A 15,839-nucleotide genomic window follows, 5' to 3' on the forward strand; every position below is an offset into this window, starting at 1 on the left:
GTCATTTGTCCATGATGTCGTAGTAGTTGGTAACCTTGAGCTTGCCTGAGATGATGTCGGCCTTGGCGGCCTCCACCCTGGCCTTCATTTCTTCGGTGATGAGAGCTTCGTTGTATTTGTCCAGCGAGTAGTCCACGCCGCCTTCGGCCAGACCCAGCAGTCTGGGGCCGGGCTTCCAGGTGCCGTTCCTGAAGTCGCGCATGGCTTCATACACGGCCAGGTCAACGCGTTTGACCATGGAGGTCAGGACAGAGCCGGGGTGCAGGTAGTTCTGGTTGGCATCGGTGCCGATGGAGAACTTGTTCAGGTCGGCCGCTGCCTGGAGCACGCCCAGGCCGGAGCTGCCTGCTGCCTGATAGACGACGTCCGCGCCCCGGTCGAACTGGGAGCGGGCCAGTTCACCGGCCTTGATCGGGTCGCCCCAGGCAGCCGGGGTGGTGCCGGTCATGTTCTGGAAGATCGCGATGTCCTTGTTCACATACTGCGCGCCTTCCTTGTAACCCAGGGCGAACTTGCGGATCAGGGGGATGTCCATGCCGCCCACGAAACCCACTTTGCCGGTCTGTGACTTCATGGCTGCCAACATGCCCACCAGAAAGGAGCCTTCGTGTTCCTTGAAGATGATGGACTGGACATTGGGCTGGTCCACGACCATGTCCACGATGACGAACTTGGTGTCGGGAAATTCCGGGGCGATTTTTTCCAGCACCGAAGCATAGGAGAAGCCCACCACCACGATCAGATCGTTGCCGCGGGAGGCGAAACGGCGCATGGCCTGTTCGTACTGGGACTCGTTGGTCGGTGTGAAGTCCTGGTAGGTGACGCCGAATTCCCTGGAGAATTTTTCGGCACCGAAATATGCGGCCTGGTTGAAGGACTTGTCGAATTTGCCTACCTGGTCGTAGAGGACGGCGGGGCTGATGGCCAGGGCATTGCCTGCGGACAACGCCAGAACCAAGGCAATGAAAGTCAGTATGGTGAGCTTGCGGGACATGCATCCTCCACGTATCTGTGAACACTCCCTGCTCCCACGCGGTTGTGGCAAGAGAAGTTTGACCGGTTCGCGCCCGGTTTACCGCAGTCCTTCCATCCGGGAAGGGTGTGCGGTGCAGCGGGCTGCATGATAATTAATATGTACAGGAACGCCAACCAATTGGTGCGTTCGGCGGCGGGAGCCGGTGCCCCCGCCGTCAGATGAATGCCCAAAGGGACCGCGTTACTGGTCCATGATGTCGAAGTAGTTGGTAACCTTGATCTTGCCGGAGATGATGTCGGCCTTGGCGGCCTCAACCTTGGCCTTCATCTCGTCGGTGATCAGGGCCTCGTTGTATTTGTCCAGCGCATAGTCCACGCCGCCTTCGGCAAGCCCCAGCAGTTTGAGGCCGGGTTTCCACGAGTCGTCCTTGGCATCTCGCATGGCCTCGTACACGGCCAGGTCCACGCGCTTGACCATGGAGGTCAGGACAGAACCGGGATGGATGTAGTTCTGGTTGGAGTCGACACCGATGGAGAACTTCTTCAGGTCGGCAGCGGCCTGGAGCACGCCCATGCCGGAACCGCCTGCTGCGGTGAAGATGACGTCTGCGCCCCGGTCGAACTGGGAGCGGGCCAGCTCACCGGCCTTGATCGGGTCACCCCAGGCAGCCGGGGTGGTGCCGGTCATGTTCTGAAAAACCTCAATGTCCTTGTTCGTATATTGTGCGCCTTCCTTGTAGCCCAGGGCGAACTTGCGGATCAGGGGTACGTCCATGCCGCCCACGAATCCGACCTTGCCGGTCTGCGATTTCATGGCCGCCAACATGCCCACCAGGAAGGAACCTTCATGTTCCTTGAAGATGATGGACTGGACATTGGGCAGTTCGACGACCATGTCCACGATGACGAACTTGGTGTCGGGAAATTCCGGGGCGATTTTTTCCAGCGCCGAGGCAAAGGAAAAACCCACCACCACGATCAGGTCGTTGCCTCGGGCTGCGAAGCGACGCAGGGCCTGTTCGTACTGGGATTCATTGGTAGGCTCGAAATCACGGTACTTTATGCCGAATTCATTGGAGAATTTTTCTGCCCCCATATGGGCTGCCTGGTTGAAGGATTTGTCGAATTTGCCGCCCATGTCATAGATGACGGCGGGATTGACGGCCAGGGCATTGCCGGTGAACAACACCAGAACCAAGGCAATGAGAGCGGGTATGGTGAACTTGCGGGTCATGCATCCTCCACGGTTGTTGTGAAAAGTTCCCGGTTTCATGCGGGCTTTTTCAAAAGAAGCCGGGCCGGTTCGCGCCCGGTCATGCACCGTCCTTCAATCGTTGAGGGACAACACAGCGCATTGGGAATCATGATAATGGAAATGGACAGGAACGCCAACTAATTCTGCTGCGTTCCGGCAGCTAGAAGAAAGGCCCTGCAAAGGGTTTTTGCAGGGCCATGAATTGTGCCGGGCGGGGTCAGTTGAACAGGTCGCCGATGGCATCGCGGATGCCGCCCTTGATCTCGTCCTTGGTCGCTTCCTTGGCGTCGTAGCCTATTTCCTTGGCGTCGTTGTCCAGGCCCATGCTGTCCTGTTGCTGGGTCGGCTGCTGGGCCTGCATCTGCTGCGTGCCTTTGGGCAGTTGGTAGTATGCGGAGTTAAGATTCTTGACGGCCAATTTGGTCAGGCGCATCTGGTCGCCGTAGCGGAGCATGCCGCCGTAGCCCATCTTCTTGGCCTCATCCAGGGAATCCTGGAAGGATTGGCCCATGGAATGGGTCAGGACTTCGGCCATGGCGATCCATCCGTCGGTGAGCTTCTTTATGTTGGAGTGTGTGGACAGCACCATCTCGTCCCGGCTGACCACTTTCCCGTCTTCGAGGACCACGGCTTCGTATATCGTGCCCTTGTATCCGGCCACGGTTTCCGTTTTGCCGGTTTTTTCGTAACGGACTTCGTAATTGGCCGGGTCGTCGCCTCCGCCGAACATGGACGAAAGCCCGCTGGCCATACCGGCCATGGCACCCATGTCCATGGCATTGCACTGGCCGTCTTCACAGGTCACGGAGTAGACCTTGCCGTTGGACAGCAGGGTGTAGGTCGTGGGCGAAGTGTCCATGCGCACATGCTGGTTGTCCCTGGTGCACATGGTGACCATGGTCCCGTCGGAATAGGTATAGGTGGCGATGATGTCGGACGCCGCCATTGCGCTCATCGGCATGGCCAATATAAGACAAACGGAAAAAAGAAATTTACGCATCGCGTTCCTCCTAACGATATCTCCCGGTTGGTGCTTCCACCCTCGCACGGCCCCGTGCCGTGTTCTTCTAGTAACCTAAAAAACCCTTTAGATTCAATTAAGAATTTTTAGGGCGTCTCTGTCTGTATAAAAAAAGCAGGTTACGCCGTCCTTGAAACCGCCGGGGCCGGTCTCAGAACCCTTGGTCCTGCCGTCCCTTACGTGATGTTTTTGGCCGCCAACCAGGTGCGCGAGAGCCGGGAGCAGGTTGGCGGATCGGAGTGGTCTGGTCATGGGGACGCGGCATGGAACAGGTTTGCCTCCCCGGATCACAAGTGGCTTTTGTAGACCAGCGAAAGGGGGTCGCGCGCTGTCGGGCTTTTGGTTCTCCGGGCAATCCCTTGATGCCTCAGAGGCTTTGATTGAAAGGCTAAGGTCAGATTTTTTTTCCCGACAGGCCCTTCACCGAGGAGAATCCATGGCGGACGTACGCAATACCCATCCCCGGATCGTGCGGGAATACATCGACGAGACGCCTGTCTGGGCCGACGGCACCCCCCTCGGCCATGGCGCCCATGATGTCAATGCGGTGGCGCATCTGGGCGTCAGCGGCTCTCCCATCAGGAAAAGAAGGCAAGCCCCTGCAAAGGGTGCTTCGCGGGGGCTTGGGAAAAGCACGGTTCGGGGAGCGTCAGTCTTTGGCAGTTACTTCGTAGCGGGTGGATGGCCCTTTTCCCTGCTTGACCAGCAGTCCCCGTTTGACAAAATCCTGCAGATCATAAATGGCGGTACGCGTAGGCAGGTTCCCTCCGACCAGATCCTGATAGTCCTTGCGGGTAACGGTCCCCTGTTTGCGAATGACGGTCCATGCTTCCTTCTGGCGTACATTCAACGCGGATTCCGGTTCCTGCGGCCGGGTCGGTACCGGTCGTTCCGGCTCTTCAGCGGTTATCTCTGCCGACTTGGTGTTGTCCGTGGACGACTGTGGCTGGGCCAGGTGTGCCGGCCATGCATAGAGCTCGTTTTCCAGTCGGATTTCCTCCTGCTGGATGATGTCGTTTTCCGCCATGACGGCGGCTCGGGTGATGCAGTTTACCAATTCGCGAACATTGCCGGGCCAGTCATAGCTCGTCAGTTTGGCCAGGGCGCCCTTGCTCAGGTTGAGGTTCTCGCGCCCGGCCAGGGCTTCCGCCTGTTTCAGATAATAGACGCTGAGCAACGCGATGTTTTCCCGGTGTTCGCGCAGGGCGGGTGTGGCGATGGAGACCACCTTGAGCCGATAGTACAGATCCTCGCGGAAGGATTTGTCCTCGATAAGTGAAGGGATGTCTTCGTTGGTCGCAGCCACGATGCGCACATCCACGACCAGCTCCCGGTCGCTTCCCAGGGGTTTTACCTTTCGCGAGGCCAGAGCCCGGAGCAGCGATTGCTGGACCTTGGGCGATGCAGACTGAATCTCATCAAGGAACAGGGTTCCCCCGTTGGCCTCAATGAATGCGCCGTTCCTGTCTTCTTTCGCCTCGGAAAATGCGCCTTTGACGTGTCCGAACAGGGCGTCGAGCAGAAGGTTCTCGTCAAGCGCTCCGCAGTTTATGGAGACAAAGGGCATTTCCGAACGGGCACTGTGGTTGTGGATGGCTTCGGCCACCAACTGCTTGCCCGTGCCGGTTTCTCCGGTGATGAGCACGTCCACCTCCACTTGGGCGGCCTTGAGAATGTTTACCTTCATATTGGAAATGGCCGGTCCGGTGCCGATGATTTCCGGGATGCGGTTCAGTTCCGCTTCGAGCAGGGTTTCCCGTTCGCGGTCAAGGGGTGCGCATTCCCGTCTGTTGACATTGAGGATGGCCTCGTCCTTGGCCTGAATCTCCACCATCTGTTTTTTGACCCGCCGGATGATGTTATTGATGGAGTCCTGCAGGGTGGTGATGTCGAATCCGCTGTAGGGAAGGTGAATTTCTTCCATCTCTTCCATACGACTCTGAGAGTTCACCTTGGCGGCAAGGATGCTGATCGGCTTGGTCAGAATTCGTCCGAACCAGTATATGAGGATCGAAATCAGGATGATGGTCCCGGCTGTCACCAGGAGCATCATGTCCAGGTTTTTGTATCCGGCCACAATGGGGAGTTGGCTTCTGTCCACAAAGACCACCCCTCCATAGACCGAGGGAGCGCTGTGGGCATCTTTGCGAAAGGTTACCGGGGCATAGCTGAAATAGAAAGAACTGACCGCGGAATTCCCGGCATGAGTCTCCGGCACCTTCTGGAGGCCGGTTTTGCCCTTTTGCAACTCTGCCACCGCATTCCAGTACAGCGCCTGCTTGTCATTGGGCCGGAAGGCAGCACTGTGGCCGGGTTTGCCAAGGGCTCCGCTGAATCCGTCACGAGCGTGGTATGTGGTCAGCTTTTTGTCGGTGTCCGCATAGTCCTCTGATTGAAAGAGTATCCACCCATCGTTGTTCAGGAAATAGCTGAATCGCAGCTCATCACTTCGAGGAAAGGCCCACAGAGGTGACTGTTTGGAGTTGTGCCAGGACAGGATATTGCGAAATCGTGTGGCATCGACCGACAGAAACAGGATGCCGGGAGGAGTCGAGCCGTCTCCCGGAGTACTGGTGTAGAATCGGATGACGTTCGAGGTTTTGAACCTGTTGGAGGTTCTTTCGGTGGGTATGGGGTAGGTCACTTCGAGTATGTCCGAAAGTACAACCTGTCCCGGCGTAAGAGTCCCGACCCTGTTCAGCTCTCCAAAGGGGGTCGGCTGCACCTTTTCAAGTTCAGGTTCCTGGATTTCGTGGACGGTTTTGCCCTGCCGGACCAAAACCACGGGGCGGCCTCCCGATGCCGGGAGGAAGCACAGCTCGAAATAGGGCTTTCCGCCGGAGGCCAGACGTCTTTCAAACATTGTGGACAGCGCTTCCGCATCCATTTCCCCTTGTGCAAAGAACAGAAGGTCCGAGCGGCATTCTTCCAGATATTGTTCCATCTCATGGGCAACGGCCATGGTGTGCATCTTCACGGTGCGTTTGAGCGCGATATCGATGAATTCTTCAGATACCGTATATGAGGCATAGCCGGTTATCAGGAGAATGAGCACGATGGACGGGAGCAGGGCGAGAAGGAGCTTTCCGCGTAACCCGAGTTTGCGAATGAGACCGGGAGCTTGTTTGCGCCTTGGGGAGGGAGTCTGCATGTTCGGAGTCTTGGGTTCTGACATCGGTTCTTCCTTTTGGTAAGGCTTTGGGAGACAGCATGCCGAGCTTCTCCCATGTCTTGCGGGTATGCCCACTTCAAGTCTTTGTCAAACGCTTTCTGGCATGATGATTGCTAAATCTGCCTTGAGAGCATCTCGCCACGCTGGTGGTATTGCTAAATTAATTACCAGTTGAAATGTATCATTAAAAAAATTTATATCTTGCAACAATCGGGCGGATTTACCATGAAGAAGAACGCAAAATCTTGCGAGACTCACAAACTCCTCCTCACAACCATGATCCTCATGCCCGCAGTACCCCTCCTGCTGTCGGTGGCCGTGGGTTTTTTCTCTTTTTCTGATGTGACCAAGCGGTTCGCGATTTCTTCCATCCGGCAGGTCGCCTTGGATCACAAGAAAATGATTGATGATTTTCTTTGGGAACGGCGCAACGACCTGGAGTCGTTTTTAACCATGATTCCGGCTGAATCGTTGACGGGAGCGGCTGTCAGAGACGAAGTCGATGCCATGCAGAGCGTCGGCAGGGCCGTTTTTCAGGATATGGGAATCATTGGTCCGCAGGGGCGGCATGTGGCCTATGCCGGTCCTTACGAGTTGACCGACAAGGATTACCGGGAGGCTCAATGGTATCTGGAGACTTTGAAGAATGGGTACTACGTCAGTGATGTTTTCCTGGGCTATCGGGGTGTCCCGCACTTCGTGATCGCTGTTGCCCGACATGTGAACGGGCAGGCGTGGGTTTTGCGTGCAACCATTGATCCCGGCGTGTTCGGGAAGATCGTCAACGTGGTCAATATCGGCGATTCCGGTGAGGCGTATATAGTGAATCATGATGGGTGGTTTCAGACCCGGCGGCGCTCAGGTGGCGCATTGCTGGAGCGGGATACGTGCGTCTATCCTGCCCAGACCGACGGACTCATGACCTTTACCGGAGAAGACAGGGCCGTGGACTATCTGTTTGCTTCCGCTCTGATCAATGGCGGCAAGTGGCGGCTCCTCGTCCGTCAGAAGAAGGAGGAGGCATTTCACTCCACGGTCATGGCGGCATATGCGGTTGCGCTGGTTCTTCTCGTCGGCGGGGCGATAATCGTGTCTCTGGCTTTCGTTATAAGCCGTCGTCTGCTGGATACCCTGCGCGAACAGGCAGAGGCAGTGTACAAGCTGGAGAATCAGCTGTTGCAGGCGGCAAGGCTGGCCGAGTTGGGAGAAATGGCTGCCGGGTTCGCCCATGAGATCAACAACCCGCTCCAGATAATGAAGACCGACCTTGCATTGCTCGATTTGAATCTCAAGGATGTCGCGGAGGAAAAGGGGGACAGCACCACTATCCCTGAGATTATGGAAATAGCCGAACAGTTTCAGATTCAGATCGGGCGATGCGCCGCCATTACGCGGGAGATTCTCCGTTTCGGCAGGCAGGATGCCCCGCAATTGCAGCCCATTGACCTGACCACCTACCTGCCGAAGGTATGGGCCATGGTCGAGAACAAGGCCACGGTTCACGGTGTGCAGCTGAGTTGTGAGGTGGATGCGGGTGTTCCGTCAATTGAAGCGGACCCCGGTCAGTTGCAGCAGGTCATGATAAACCTGATGAACAATGCCATTCACGCGGTGGTGGAACGCAACGGCTCCCATGGTGGCAGGATTGATGTTGCCGCGCACGGCGATGAGCGGGGCAATGCGGTCATTACCGTGAAGGATAACGGCTCCGGCATGAGCCAGGACACCCTGGCCAAGATATTCCTGCCGTTTTTTACCACCAAGGCTCCGGGTCAGGGAACGGGCCTTGGTTTGTCGGTCTGTCACAGCATCATAGACTCCATGGGCGGAGAACTTACGGTGGACAGCCGCAAGGGTGAAGGCGCTACCTTCACCGTGGTGATACCGGGCAAGAGCAGCTAAGCTCCAAGGGAGGGGCGGGCTAAGTACTGCAAGCGTTGACCACGCCCCTTTTTTCGAGTTTATCCGTGGCTGTTATGCCGGCTATCCGGTTTATCTGATCGAGATAGTCCCGATACCGCAACAGGTAGAAAGAGAGCGCTTTGGAAAAGTTGCGTCCGACCAGGCCTTCAACGAAAAGCAGGGATACGTACTGCTCTTCGGCCAGTATCTGCTGTGAGGCCAGAAAGACCGCTTTTTCATCCTGCGACATGGTCGCCATGGCCTGACGCAGGGCTTCGCGGGCGCGCGGTTTGTATGCTATTATATATAACAAATCCAGAGCGTTGGCTATCAATTCCGGGCGGTGTTTTGTGTTTGATTCCCGGGTGAGTTGGAGAAAGGCGCCCGGCGTGTTCAGCACCTTGAGCATATCCTGTGTCGGGTACTCGATCTCCAGCCGGGAAAAGATTTCGAAAACCTGCTTGAGCTTTTCCGAATAATCCCATTGGCGCATGGCGATGTTGCGTCTGCGGTCCGCGCACCCCTCGATGACTCCGGCCACGCAGTCTGAGGCGAGTTTGGAAATGACCGCTGCCCACAGCTGGAGGACGGCCATTGGATCCGCTGTCCCGGCCATGTTCAGGAGTATTTCCACACCTGTGTTGAACAGCATTGCTATGGGAATGGACAGGACACTTCGGAAGAAGTTGGCCGCTGCCGCTTCCTTGGGCAATCCACGGATGATGTTGTGACTCGAAATGTAGATGCCGTTGGTCAGCGCCATGATGGAGTAGAGCAGAAGCGGACCGGTCGTGGTGGTGATGCCGAACATCGAATCCAGCACGACCGATTTGCACAGCCAATCCAGCAGGGGGACGGAAAACCCGGTGTACAGGAGCGAATCGGATATCCTTTCCCAATCTATGTAGCTGTTCCACGTAAGGTATGGTGAGCGCCGGAACCCTCCTCCGCCGAGAATGGACTGGATAACATTCCGCAGCCCGGTGATGGAGAACCAGATCACACCTCCGAGATAGGCCAGCACCCACCATTCCTTGGTGAGATAGAAGGTGAGGAATGCCGGGACGAACCCTGCAAATATCTTGAGCAGGTTCATCAGGGATGAGTTCAAGTGGCCAATGGAGGGTTTCTGGTGGCCGGACTTGTCATGCTCGAAAAAATCCAATCCGTTTCCTTCATGGCTCATGCCGCCCAGTGCCACCACGTTGCCGCAGCACGCTTCCTCCACCCGATACTCTCGCACATGCCATCGACTGCGTGTGCGGCACAACAGGTTGCGCAACACCGGCAACTGTGCGGCAATCTTTTTAATGGCGCCGAAGATGCCGGGCGTGGTGCGCGGAAGCGTGTATTCCTTGGATTTAATGGCTATCCCTTCCACCGGGAGCCGGTCGCCTTTCCTCAGTCGCCGGACCTCTCTCTGTGCCGACAACGGCATGGTCTCCACAACGGCGAATCCCATCCCGTGCGTTCGGGTGGACCGTCCGGTAGAGCCGCTGCCTATCTTGGTCTTGAGGGTGGACCGCTTGTAGTATTCAAGCAGGACGTTGAACCTGGCGAGCACCGAAGCCAGCACGCGTTCCCGGTCTTCGGCATCCGCAGCACCGGAGTTGCGGACCCGTTCCATGCAATCGCGGATCAACCGCTTGAGCTTGACCGCATTCTGTTCGTTGATGGCCCGTTGCAGTTGGCAGAACGGCTTTCGTTGCTTTGACTGAAGCGGGGTCAGGTTCTTGGTGTTGAACACCTCGAAATGGGTAATTCTGCCGTGGCATTCATACAGTATTTCAAGCACATCCTCCAGTTCCAGGTCCGAGAGTATCAGGGTCAACTGACTGGCCGGGACCGCATCGCGGAGACGGGTCGTCAGTTGCGCGGGCGAAAGCGAGAGCAGTTCCGGTCCTTGCTCGGAGGAGGGCGCGTCCGGGTCGGGAATGCCTGGGTTGGCCTCTGGGCAGAGATATCGCGCAATAATCGTGTCCGCGTCCAGTGCATCCAGGGATTCGACCTGCATGATAAAAGCCGCCTTGGTATCATAGTCGGCTTCATCGTACCCTTCACGAAGGGTATTCACCCGATCGCGGAACAGGGGCATTGCCATTTGATGAATGTAGTTGCCGAGATGTTGGATCGAAGGTTGCCCGGTGCCGATGGATTGTTCCACGTCGGCGTGGTCGATTTCCGGCAGAAGCACGTTGAATTCCTGTTGGATCGATGTCCGATGCACTGCATTGAACGCGTCTATGGCCGCATGGACGTACCGTGTGCGGTGCGACTGCACTTCCCGGCCCTGTTCCATCAGTTTCTGTACGGCTTCCTGTCGAAAAACGCCTTCGATGTCGCTGTCGTCCTGCAATCCGCTCGGACCCCAGTCGATCTTGACGAACCTGCCGCGAAAAACCGCTTTGAACTCGATGCCGATACGTACCTTGATGCCCAGGATGGCTGCGGAGGCAAAGAGTTCACGGGCAACGTCGAGGTCCATGTAGTCGTAGTACACGACGGTCAGGTACCGAATCCCCTTGACCCAGGCGTCCATGATCAAATGCGTGGCCGATTTCCGTCCCTTGCTGTTGGCGTCATGTACGCGGTCGTCAAAGGTTATCTGATTCCACTCCTCCGGCATTTCAAGGAGATGATATTTGCGCAGTTGAGCCCGCAGGAATGCGACCTTTCCTTTGGCGGCCCGCCGGAAATCATGGGCCAACGCCAACTGCTTGGGACGGTTGCCTTTGGCCCGTATCAGCTCCTTGCCGATCTGGATCAGAACCCGAGCCCGGTTGTTGCGTCTGCTGTCCCTGGCTGCAGTCAGGGTCTCGTCGCGCAAGGAAATGAGAGCCTTGATTCTGTCGGAGGCCTGGTCGGATTTCAGGGATTGCAGCAGGTGCATGATGGCATAGGCAATGCGCAATCCGGGCGCAGCGGCCAATTCCTTGATGCCATGGGGCTTGAGATACGGCTCCAAAATGGTTTTGAACTGCGCATGGTCTACTTCTCGATTCAATAGATCTTCGAGAATTTCCAGAAGCTTATAGTCATTCTTGTCGTAGAATACGGAAGGTGCGGCCATCAAATCTCTCCTCGCCTGCTCTGCGTGTGCGGCAATGTCACACGATCGTAACATCGCTAGCAGTATTCATGCCTTGCCTTATATGACGCTGTTCCGTCCAGTGGAAGTTGTTTCGGGAATTCCTTGAAAAACAACCGCTCCTCGGAGTCCCCACCGGCTTTATTCCCGGGTATTTTGCAACGACGTCTCCATCGATATTGGCGCGACTTTTTATCTGGCAACATGATTCGGCGATTGTTTTGCCAAAATATATTCATAAATTACAATAAGATAAATTTGGCACGCTGGTTGCTAAACACGCTTCGTCTTGGCCGAACAACATGCATAAAAAAATGGTGACACCATGGAACATTTGAAAATTCTGCTCGTGGACGATGAGGAGCGTCTGCTCAGCACCACGAAAAAACTCTTTGAGAAGATTGGTATTCAGGCGCTTACGGCCACATCGGGCAAAGAGGCTCTTGAGGTGCTCGAAACATGCGAGGTGCACGTCATTTTTCTCGATCTCAAGATGCCGGGCATGGACGGCATGGAAACGTTGCAGCGCATCAAGAAGGATCATCCTTTGAGTGAAGTCATCATTCTCACCGGGCACGCCACCATGGAGACGGCCGTGGAGGGCCTGAAACTCGGTGCCTTGGACTATCTGATCAAACCTGTGAGTATGAAGGATTTTCTCAGAAAAGCAGAAGCGGCCTTTGAAAAGGTGACGCTTCAGAAACAGAAAATACACTCTGCACGTATGGCCGATGCCACAGCCGGGCAGGGAGATTTGAGCGAGTAAACTCAAGGAGGTTGTAATGGTTAAAATCAAAGTCCTCATGGTCGACGATGAGGAGCGCTTCCGCACCACGACAGCGAAAATACTGGCCCGCAAGGGATTCGAAACAATCCTGGCGGCAAGTGGGGAAGAGGCACTGGCAAAGTTGGATGAAAACCCGGATGTCGTCATTCTGGACGTCAAGATGGGCGGTCTTGACGGTCACGAAACCCTGAAACTTATCAAGGTGAAAAATCCTGATCTCCCGGTCATCATGCTGACAGGGCATGGGGATGTTCCCGGAGCGCAGAAAGCCTACGAAACAGGCGCGTTCGATTATTTGGCCAAGCCGTGTGACGTGGATTTGTTGGGCGTGAAAATCCAGGACGCCCACGACTACGCCACCAAGGCCCCGTATGTCGAGAAACTGACCATCGACATCATGATTCCTTTGGAGCGGTATACCCAGATACCCCTGGACAGCACCGTAAGAGAGGCTATCCAGGCACTGGAAAAGGCCATGCGGCATCTGATGGCCACGGACAGGCTCATGGACACCGGACACCGTTCCGTGCTGGTGACGAATGTCGACGGCAGCGTGGCCGGTCTGCTCAGCCCGCTTGACCTCATCGATGCAGTCAGGCCCGGCTATCTCTCCGCCCCCAAACCGTCCATGGCTGACAGCCTCCAGTATTCGGCCATGTTCTGGCAGGGCCTGTTCACCTCCAGGGTGAAAGAGGTCATGGGCAATCCGGTCCAGGAATACATGTCCGACACCCTTCCGGTCATAGAGGGCAACTCCAACCTCATGGACGTGGCCAATACCATGGTCACGCTTCCGGCGCGGCGCATGTTGGTCCAGGCCAACGGCAAGGACGTCGGAATCGTGCGGGAGCAGGAGCTTTTTTACGAAATCGCCAGGATCATTTCAGCCGGCTGAACGATCTGAAGCTTAAAATATAGGGGTTACAAATGGCTCAAGCAAAAAAGAAAGCAACCGGTTACGACAAGTTCGTAAATTGGAAGCTGCTCATAATTCCGGTGGTGCTTTTCACTGTAATTCTGCTTCTTCCCACCCCTGAGGGCATGAAGAAGGTGGGCATGCAGTATTCGGTCGGCCCCAAGGTGGTGACCAACTACCTTTGCGAACAACTCTTCAGCAAGAATAGCTCTGATTGCGAGCAGTGGGAGATTCTCACCGCACGCATGATGGAACAGAACATGCGCATGGGCGCGCTGAGCAAGGCCCGCATGCTCAAGCGTAATGAAAAGTGGGCAACCAAATACGATATCCCTGTTGATGCGGCCAACTTCGCCAAGGCCATTGCGTTTATCACGGACAATGTTTCGGAAGAGACCTACCTCAACACCATGAAGAGCGCATTCGACCTGCGGTTGAACGGTCTCAATTACGATGACCTTTCCAAGAGGGATCAGAAGAGCGCGTCAGGCGGTGCCTGGAAAATCAAGGTCGCCATCGCCATGGTCGTGTTCGTGGTTTTCTGCTTCATGACCGAGTGCATGCCGCTTCCCGGCGTGGCTTTCTGCATAGGATTGATTCTGGTTTTTACAGGCGTGGTCTCACGAAGCGAAGTAGCGGGCCTCTACTGGGATGACGCCTGCTGGTTCATCATGGGTTCGCTGATGTTTGCGGCCGCCTTTGTCAAGACGGGCGTGGACAAACGCATGTGCCTGATGATGTTCAAGAGGCTCGCCGTGCCCAACGTCCGCTGGATCACGCTGATCTTCTTCGTGGTCATCAGCCCGCTTGCAGCGTTCATCTCCGACCATGCCTTGGCAGCCATGTTCCTGCCCATCGGTATGCTGCTTTATCAGAACAGCCTGACCGACGAGGTTCCCGAGGACAAGGAATTGGCCAAGATGCTGATGATCTCCATTGCCATGGCGTGCAACATCGGCGGTCCGGGCGCGCCTTCCGGCGGCGCTCGCAACGTCATCATGATGACCTACCTGTCCGACATGTTCGGCATGGACATCGGCTACGCCCAGTGGATCATGTATTGTATGCCGTTCGTCATCATCATGATTCCCATCACCTGGATCACGACCAACATGATCTTCAAGCCCCGCATCCGTTCATTGGCCCCGGCCATGAAGCACCTTGAGGGTGAAATCGTCAAGATGGGCAAGTGGAACAAGCATCAGATCTGGGCAATGATCATCTTTGCCGTCATGGTCTTCGGCTGGTTCACGGAAAAGGAATTCTACAACCTTGGAATCTATCCCATCCGCCTGGGCATCGGTGTCATTGCGGTTGCCGGAGCCGTCGCCTACCTGCTGGCAGGCGTGGTCAACTGGCGCGACTACCAGGAGAAGGTCGACTGGGGTGTTGTCTGGCTGTACGCGGGGGCCATCATCTTTGGCCGTACCCTCGACAAGACCGGCGCAGCCTACTGGCTGGCCCAGTCCGTCATCGACATGCTGGCCCCGCTGGGAATGAGTGAAGGCATCCCGCTGATGCTTACCTCCAACGGTCTGACTGCGGTCCTGACCAACCTGATGGCCGACGGTCCGGCAGCTGCCGCAGTCGGCCCCATCACCCTGAACATGGCCAGCATCGTCCATCCGGGAACCACGTTCCTTCCGTTCATGGCCATGGCAACGGCAGTCGCATCTTCCTTCGCCTACTGCCTCATCATTGGTACGCCGCCGAACGCCATTGTGTATGCGTCCGGTTATCTGGAACCCAAGGACTACCTGAGGGTCGGCATTCCGATGTGGTTTGTCGCCAACATCATGATCGTGCTGCTTACTGCAGTCTACTGGACTGGTATCGGGTTCGGCAGTCTCCCATCCTTCTGACGAGCCTGAACCGACATCCAACACCCCGGCGGCCCGTTTTCGGGCGGGCCGCCGGGCCATACAAGGAGAAAACCATGAAAACTGAAACCAACAACGACCACCGCTTCGTTCATGAAAACGGGGTCACCTATTTTTCCAAACAGACTGAAAGAAGGGTCCTGTTCGTCATGACCCTTGCCATGCTCATTTGGGGCGTCGTCGAATATACGAAAGAATATTTCTGAACACGAGGGGGGAGCTATGGAAGCCACGTGCGCAAACAATTCCAGGATGGGCATCCGGGAATATTTCGAAACCATTCTGGACGTCATGCGATCTCCAGGCAAGCATTTTGAAAAGGTCTCATCAGAGGCAGGTTCCAGACGGGCACTGTTCTTTCTCATGATCTCGGGCATCTTCTATTGTTCCGTCAGCATGACCTATTTCTTTGAAAATTCACTGTCCATGGGCGTGATCATGATGGCCAACGCGATCATCATGCCCGCTTTCGGGGCCGCCATCACCTTCATCCTGTTCGGCATGACAGGAACAAAGAGAGTCCCCTACGGCAGGATCTTCAACGTCTATGCCTATGCCAGCGGTGCGGTCATGGTCGTTTCCTGGATTCCCGGCCTGGCGATCATCATGGAACCGGTCCGGGCAGTCCTCATCGGCATCGGCCTGTTCAAGACCACCGGTGTCAGCAAGACCAAGGCGGGCATGTTGGTGATCATGACAGCCGTGATCATCCTCCTGTTCTTCTGGAGCGCCGCTCCCCTGACCGTGGAACTGCAACAACTGTTTCAGTAGGGATATGCACACTGCAGCACTGTAGGCGTTGTCCCTTCTTCACATCTGACTCTTCCGACTATATTCACTGTT

General features: G+C 56.0%; 11 protein-coding genes. 6 read left to right on the forward strand and 5 right to left on the reverse strand.

Annotation, left to right across the window (positions count from 1 at the left end; genetic code table 11):
* Nucleotide 1 precedes the first annotated feature (1 nt).
* The 4 genes from DWB63_RS11510 to DWB63_RS11525 form a co-directional block, all read right to left on the reverse strand.
* On the reverse strand, nt 2-994 hold the full coding sequence (locus DWB63_RS11510) for a BMP family ABC transporter substrate-binding protein (protein WP_128328979.1): 993 nt from the start codon (nt 992-994) through the stop codon (nt 2-4).
* Nucleotides 995-1,216: 222 nt separating this feature from the next.
* Complete coding sequence (locus DWB63_RS11515; protein WP_128328980.1) at nt 1,217-2,209, reverse strand: BMP family ABC transporter substrate-binding protein; 993 nt, start codon at nt 2,207-2,209, stop codon at nt 1,217-1,219.
* Nucleotides 2,210-2,447: 238 nt separating this feature from the next.
* Nucleotides 2,448-3,230 (reverse strand): hypothetical protein, encoded by a 783-nt coding sequence (locus DWB63_RS11520; RefSeq protein WP_128328981.1) that lies wholly within the window; start codon nt 3,228-3,230, stop codon nt 2,448-2,450.
* A gap of 670 nt (nt 3,231-3,900) precedes the next feature.
* Nucleotides 3,901-6,426 (reverse strand): sigma-54 dependent transcriptional regulator, encoded by a 2,526-nt coding sequence (locus DWB63_RS11525; RefSeq protein WP_128328982.1) that lies wholly within the window; start codon nt 6,424-6,426, stop codon nt 3,901-3,903.
* Nucleotides 6,427-6,648: 222 nt separating this feature from the next.
* Between DWB63_RS11525 and DWB63_RS11530 the strand changes: the two genes are divergently transcribed.
* Nucleotides 6,649-8,325 carry a sensor histidine kinase gene (locus DWB63_RS11530; RefSeq protein ID WP_128328983.1) on the forward strand — a complete coding sequence of 559 codons (1,677 nt, stop codon included), beginning with the start codon at nt 6,649-6,651 and terminating at the stop codon, nt 8,323-8,325.
* A gap of 19 nt (nt 8,326-8,344) precedes the next feature.
* Here the strand turns inward: DWB63_RS11530 and DWB63_RS11535 are convergent, their stop codons facing one another.
* Entirely contained in the window at nt 8,345-11,395 is a 3,051-nt protein-coding gene (locus DWB63_RS11535) for a hypothetical protein (protein ID WP_128328984.1), read from the reverse strand.
* A 343-nt stretch (nt 11,396-11,738) separates the two neighbouring features.
* Between DWB63_RS11535 and DWB63_RS11540 the strand changes: the two genes are divergently transcribed.
* The 5 genes from DWB63_RS11540 (at nt 11,739) to DWB63_RS11555 (ending at nt 15,767) form a co-directional block, all read left to right on the forward strand.
* On the forward strand, nt 11,739-12,179 hold the full coding sequence (locus DWB63_RS11540) for a response regulator (protein ID WP_164879863.1): 441 nt from the start codon (nt 11,739-11,741) through the stop codon (nt 12,177-12,179).
* A gap of 16 nt (nt 12,180-12,195) precedes the next feature.
* Nucleotides 12,196-13,095: a response regulator gene (locus DWB63_RS11545; protein WP_128328985.1), complete on the forward strand. Its 900-nt coding sequence runs from the start codon at nt 12,196-12,198 to the stop codon at nt 13,093-13,095.
* Between the two features lie 32 nt (nt 13,096-13,127).
* Nucleotides 13,128-14,978, forward strand: a complete 1,851-nt coding sequence (locus tag DWB63_RS11550) for a DASS family sodium-coupled anion symporter (RefSeq protein WP_128328986.1) — start codon at nt 13,128-13,130, stop codon at nt 14,976-14,978.
* Nucleotides 14,979-15,052: 74 nt separating this feature from the next.
* The gene (locus tag DWB63_RS17330; protein WP_164879864.1) at nt 15,053-15,202 is read left to right on the forward strand and encodes a hypothetical protein; all 150 of its coding nucleotides are present in this window, start codon (nt 15,053-15,055) and stop codon (nt 15,200-15,202) included.
* A gap of 16 nt (nt 15,203-15,218) precedes the next feature.
* On the forward strand, nt 15,219-15,767 hold the full coding sequence (locus DWB63_RS11555) for a Yip1 family protein (RefSeq protein WP_128328987.1): 549 nt from the start codon (nt 15,219-15,221) through the stop codon (nt 15,765-15,767).
* Nucleotides 15,768-15,839: the final 72 nt, after the last annotated feature.

The organism is Pseudodesulfovibrio sp. S3 (assembly GCF_004025585.1).
GTDB lineage: Bacteria > Desulfobacterota > Desulfovibrionia > Desulfovibrionales > Desulfovibrionaceae > Pseudodesulfovibrio.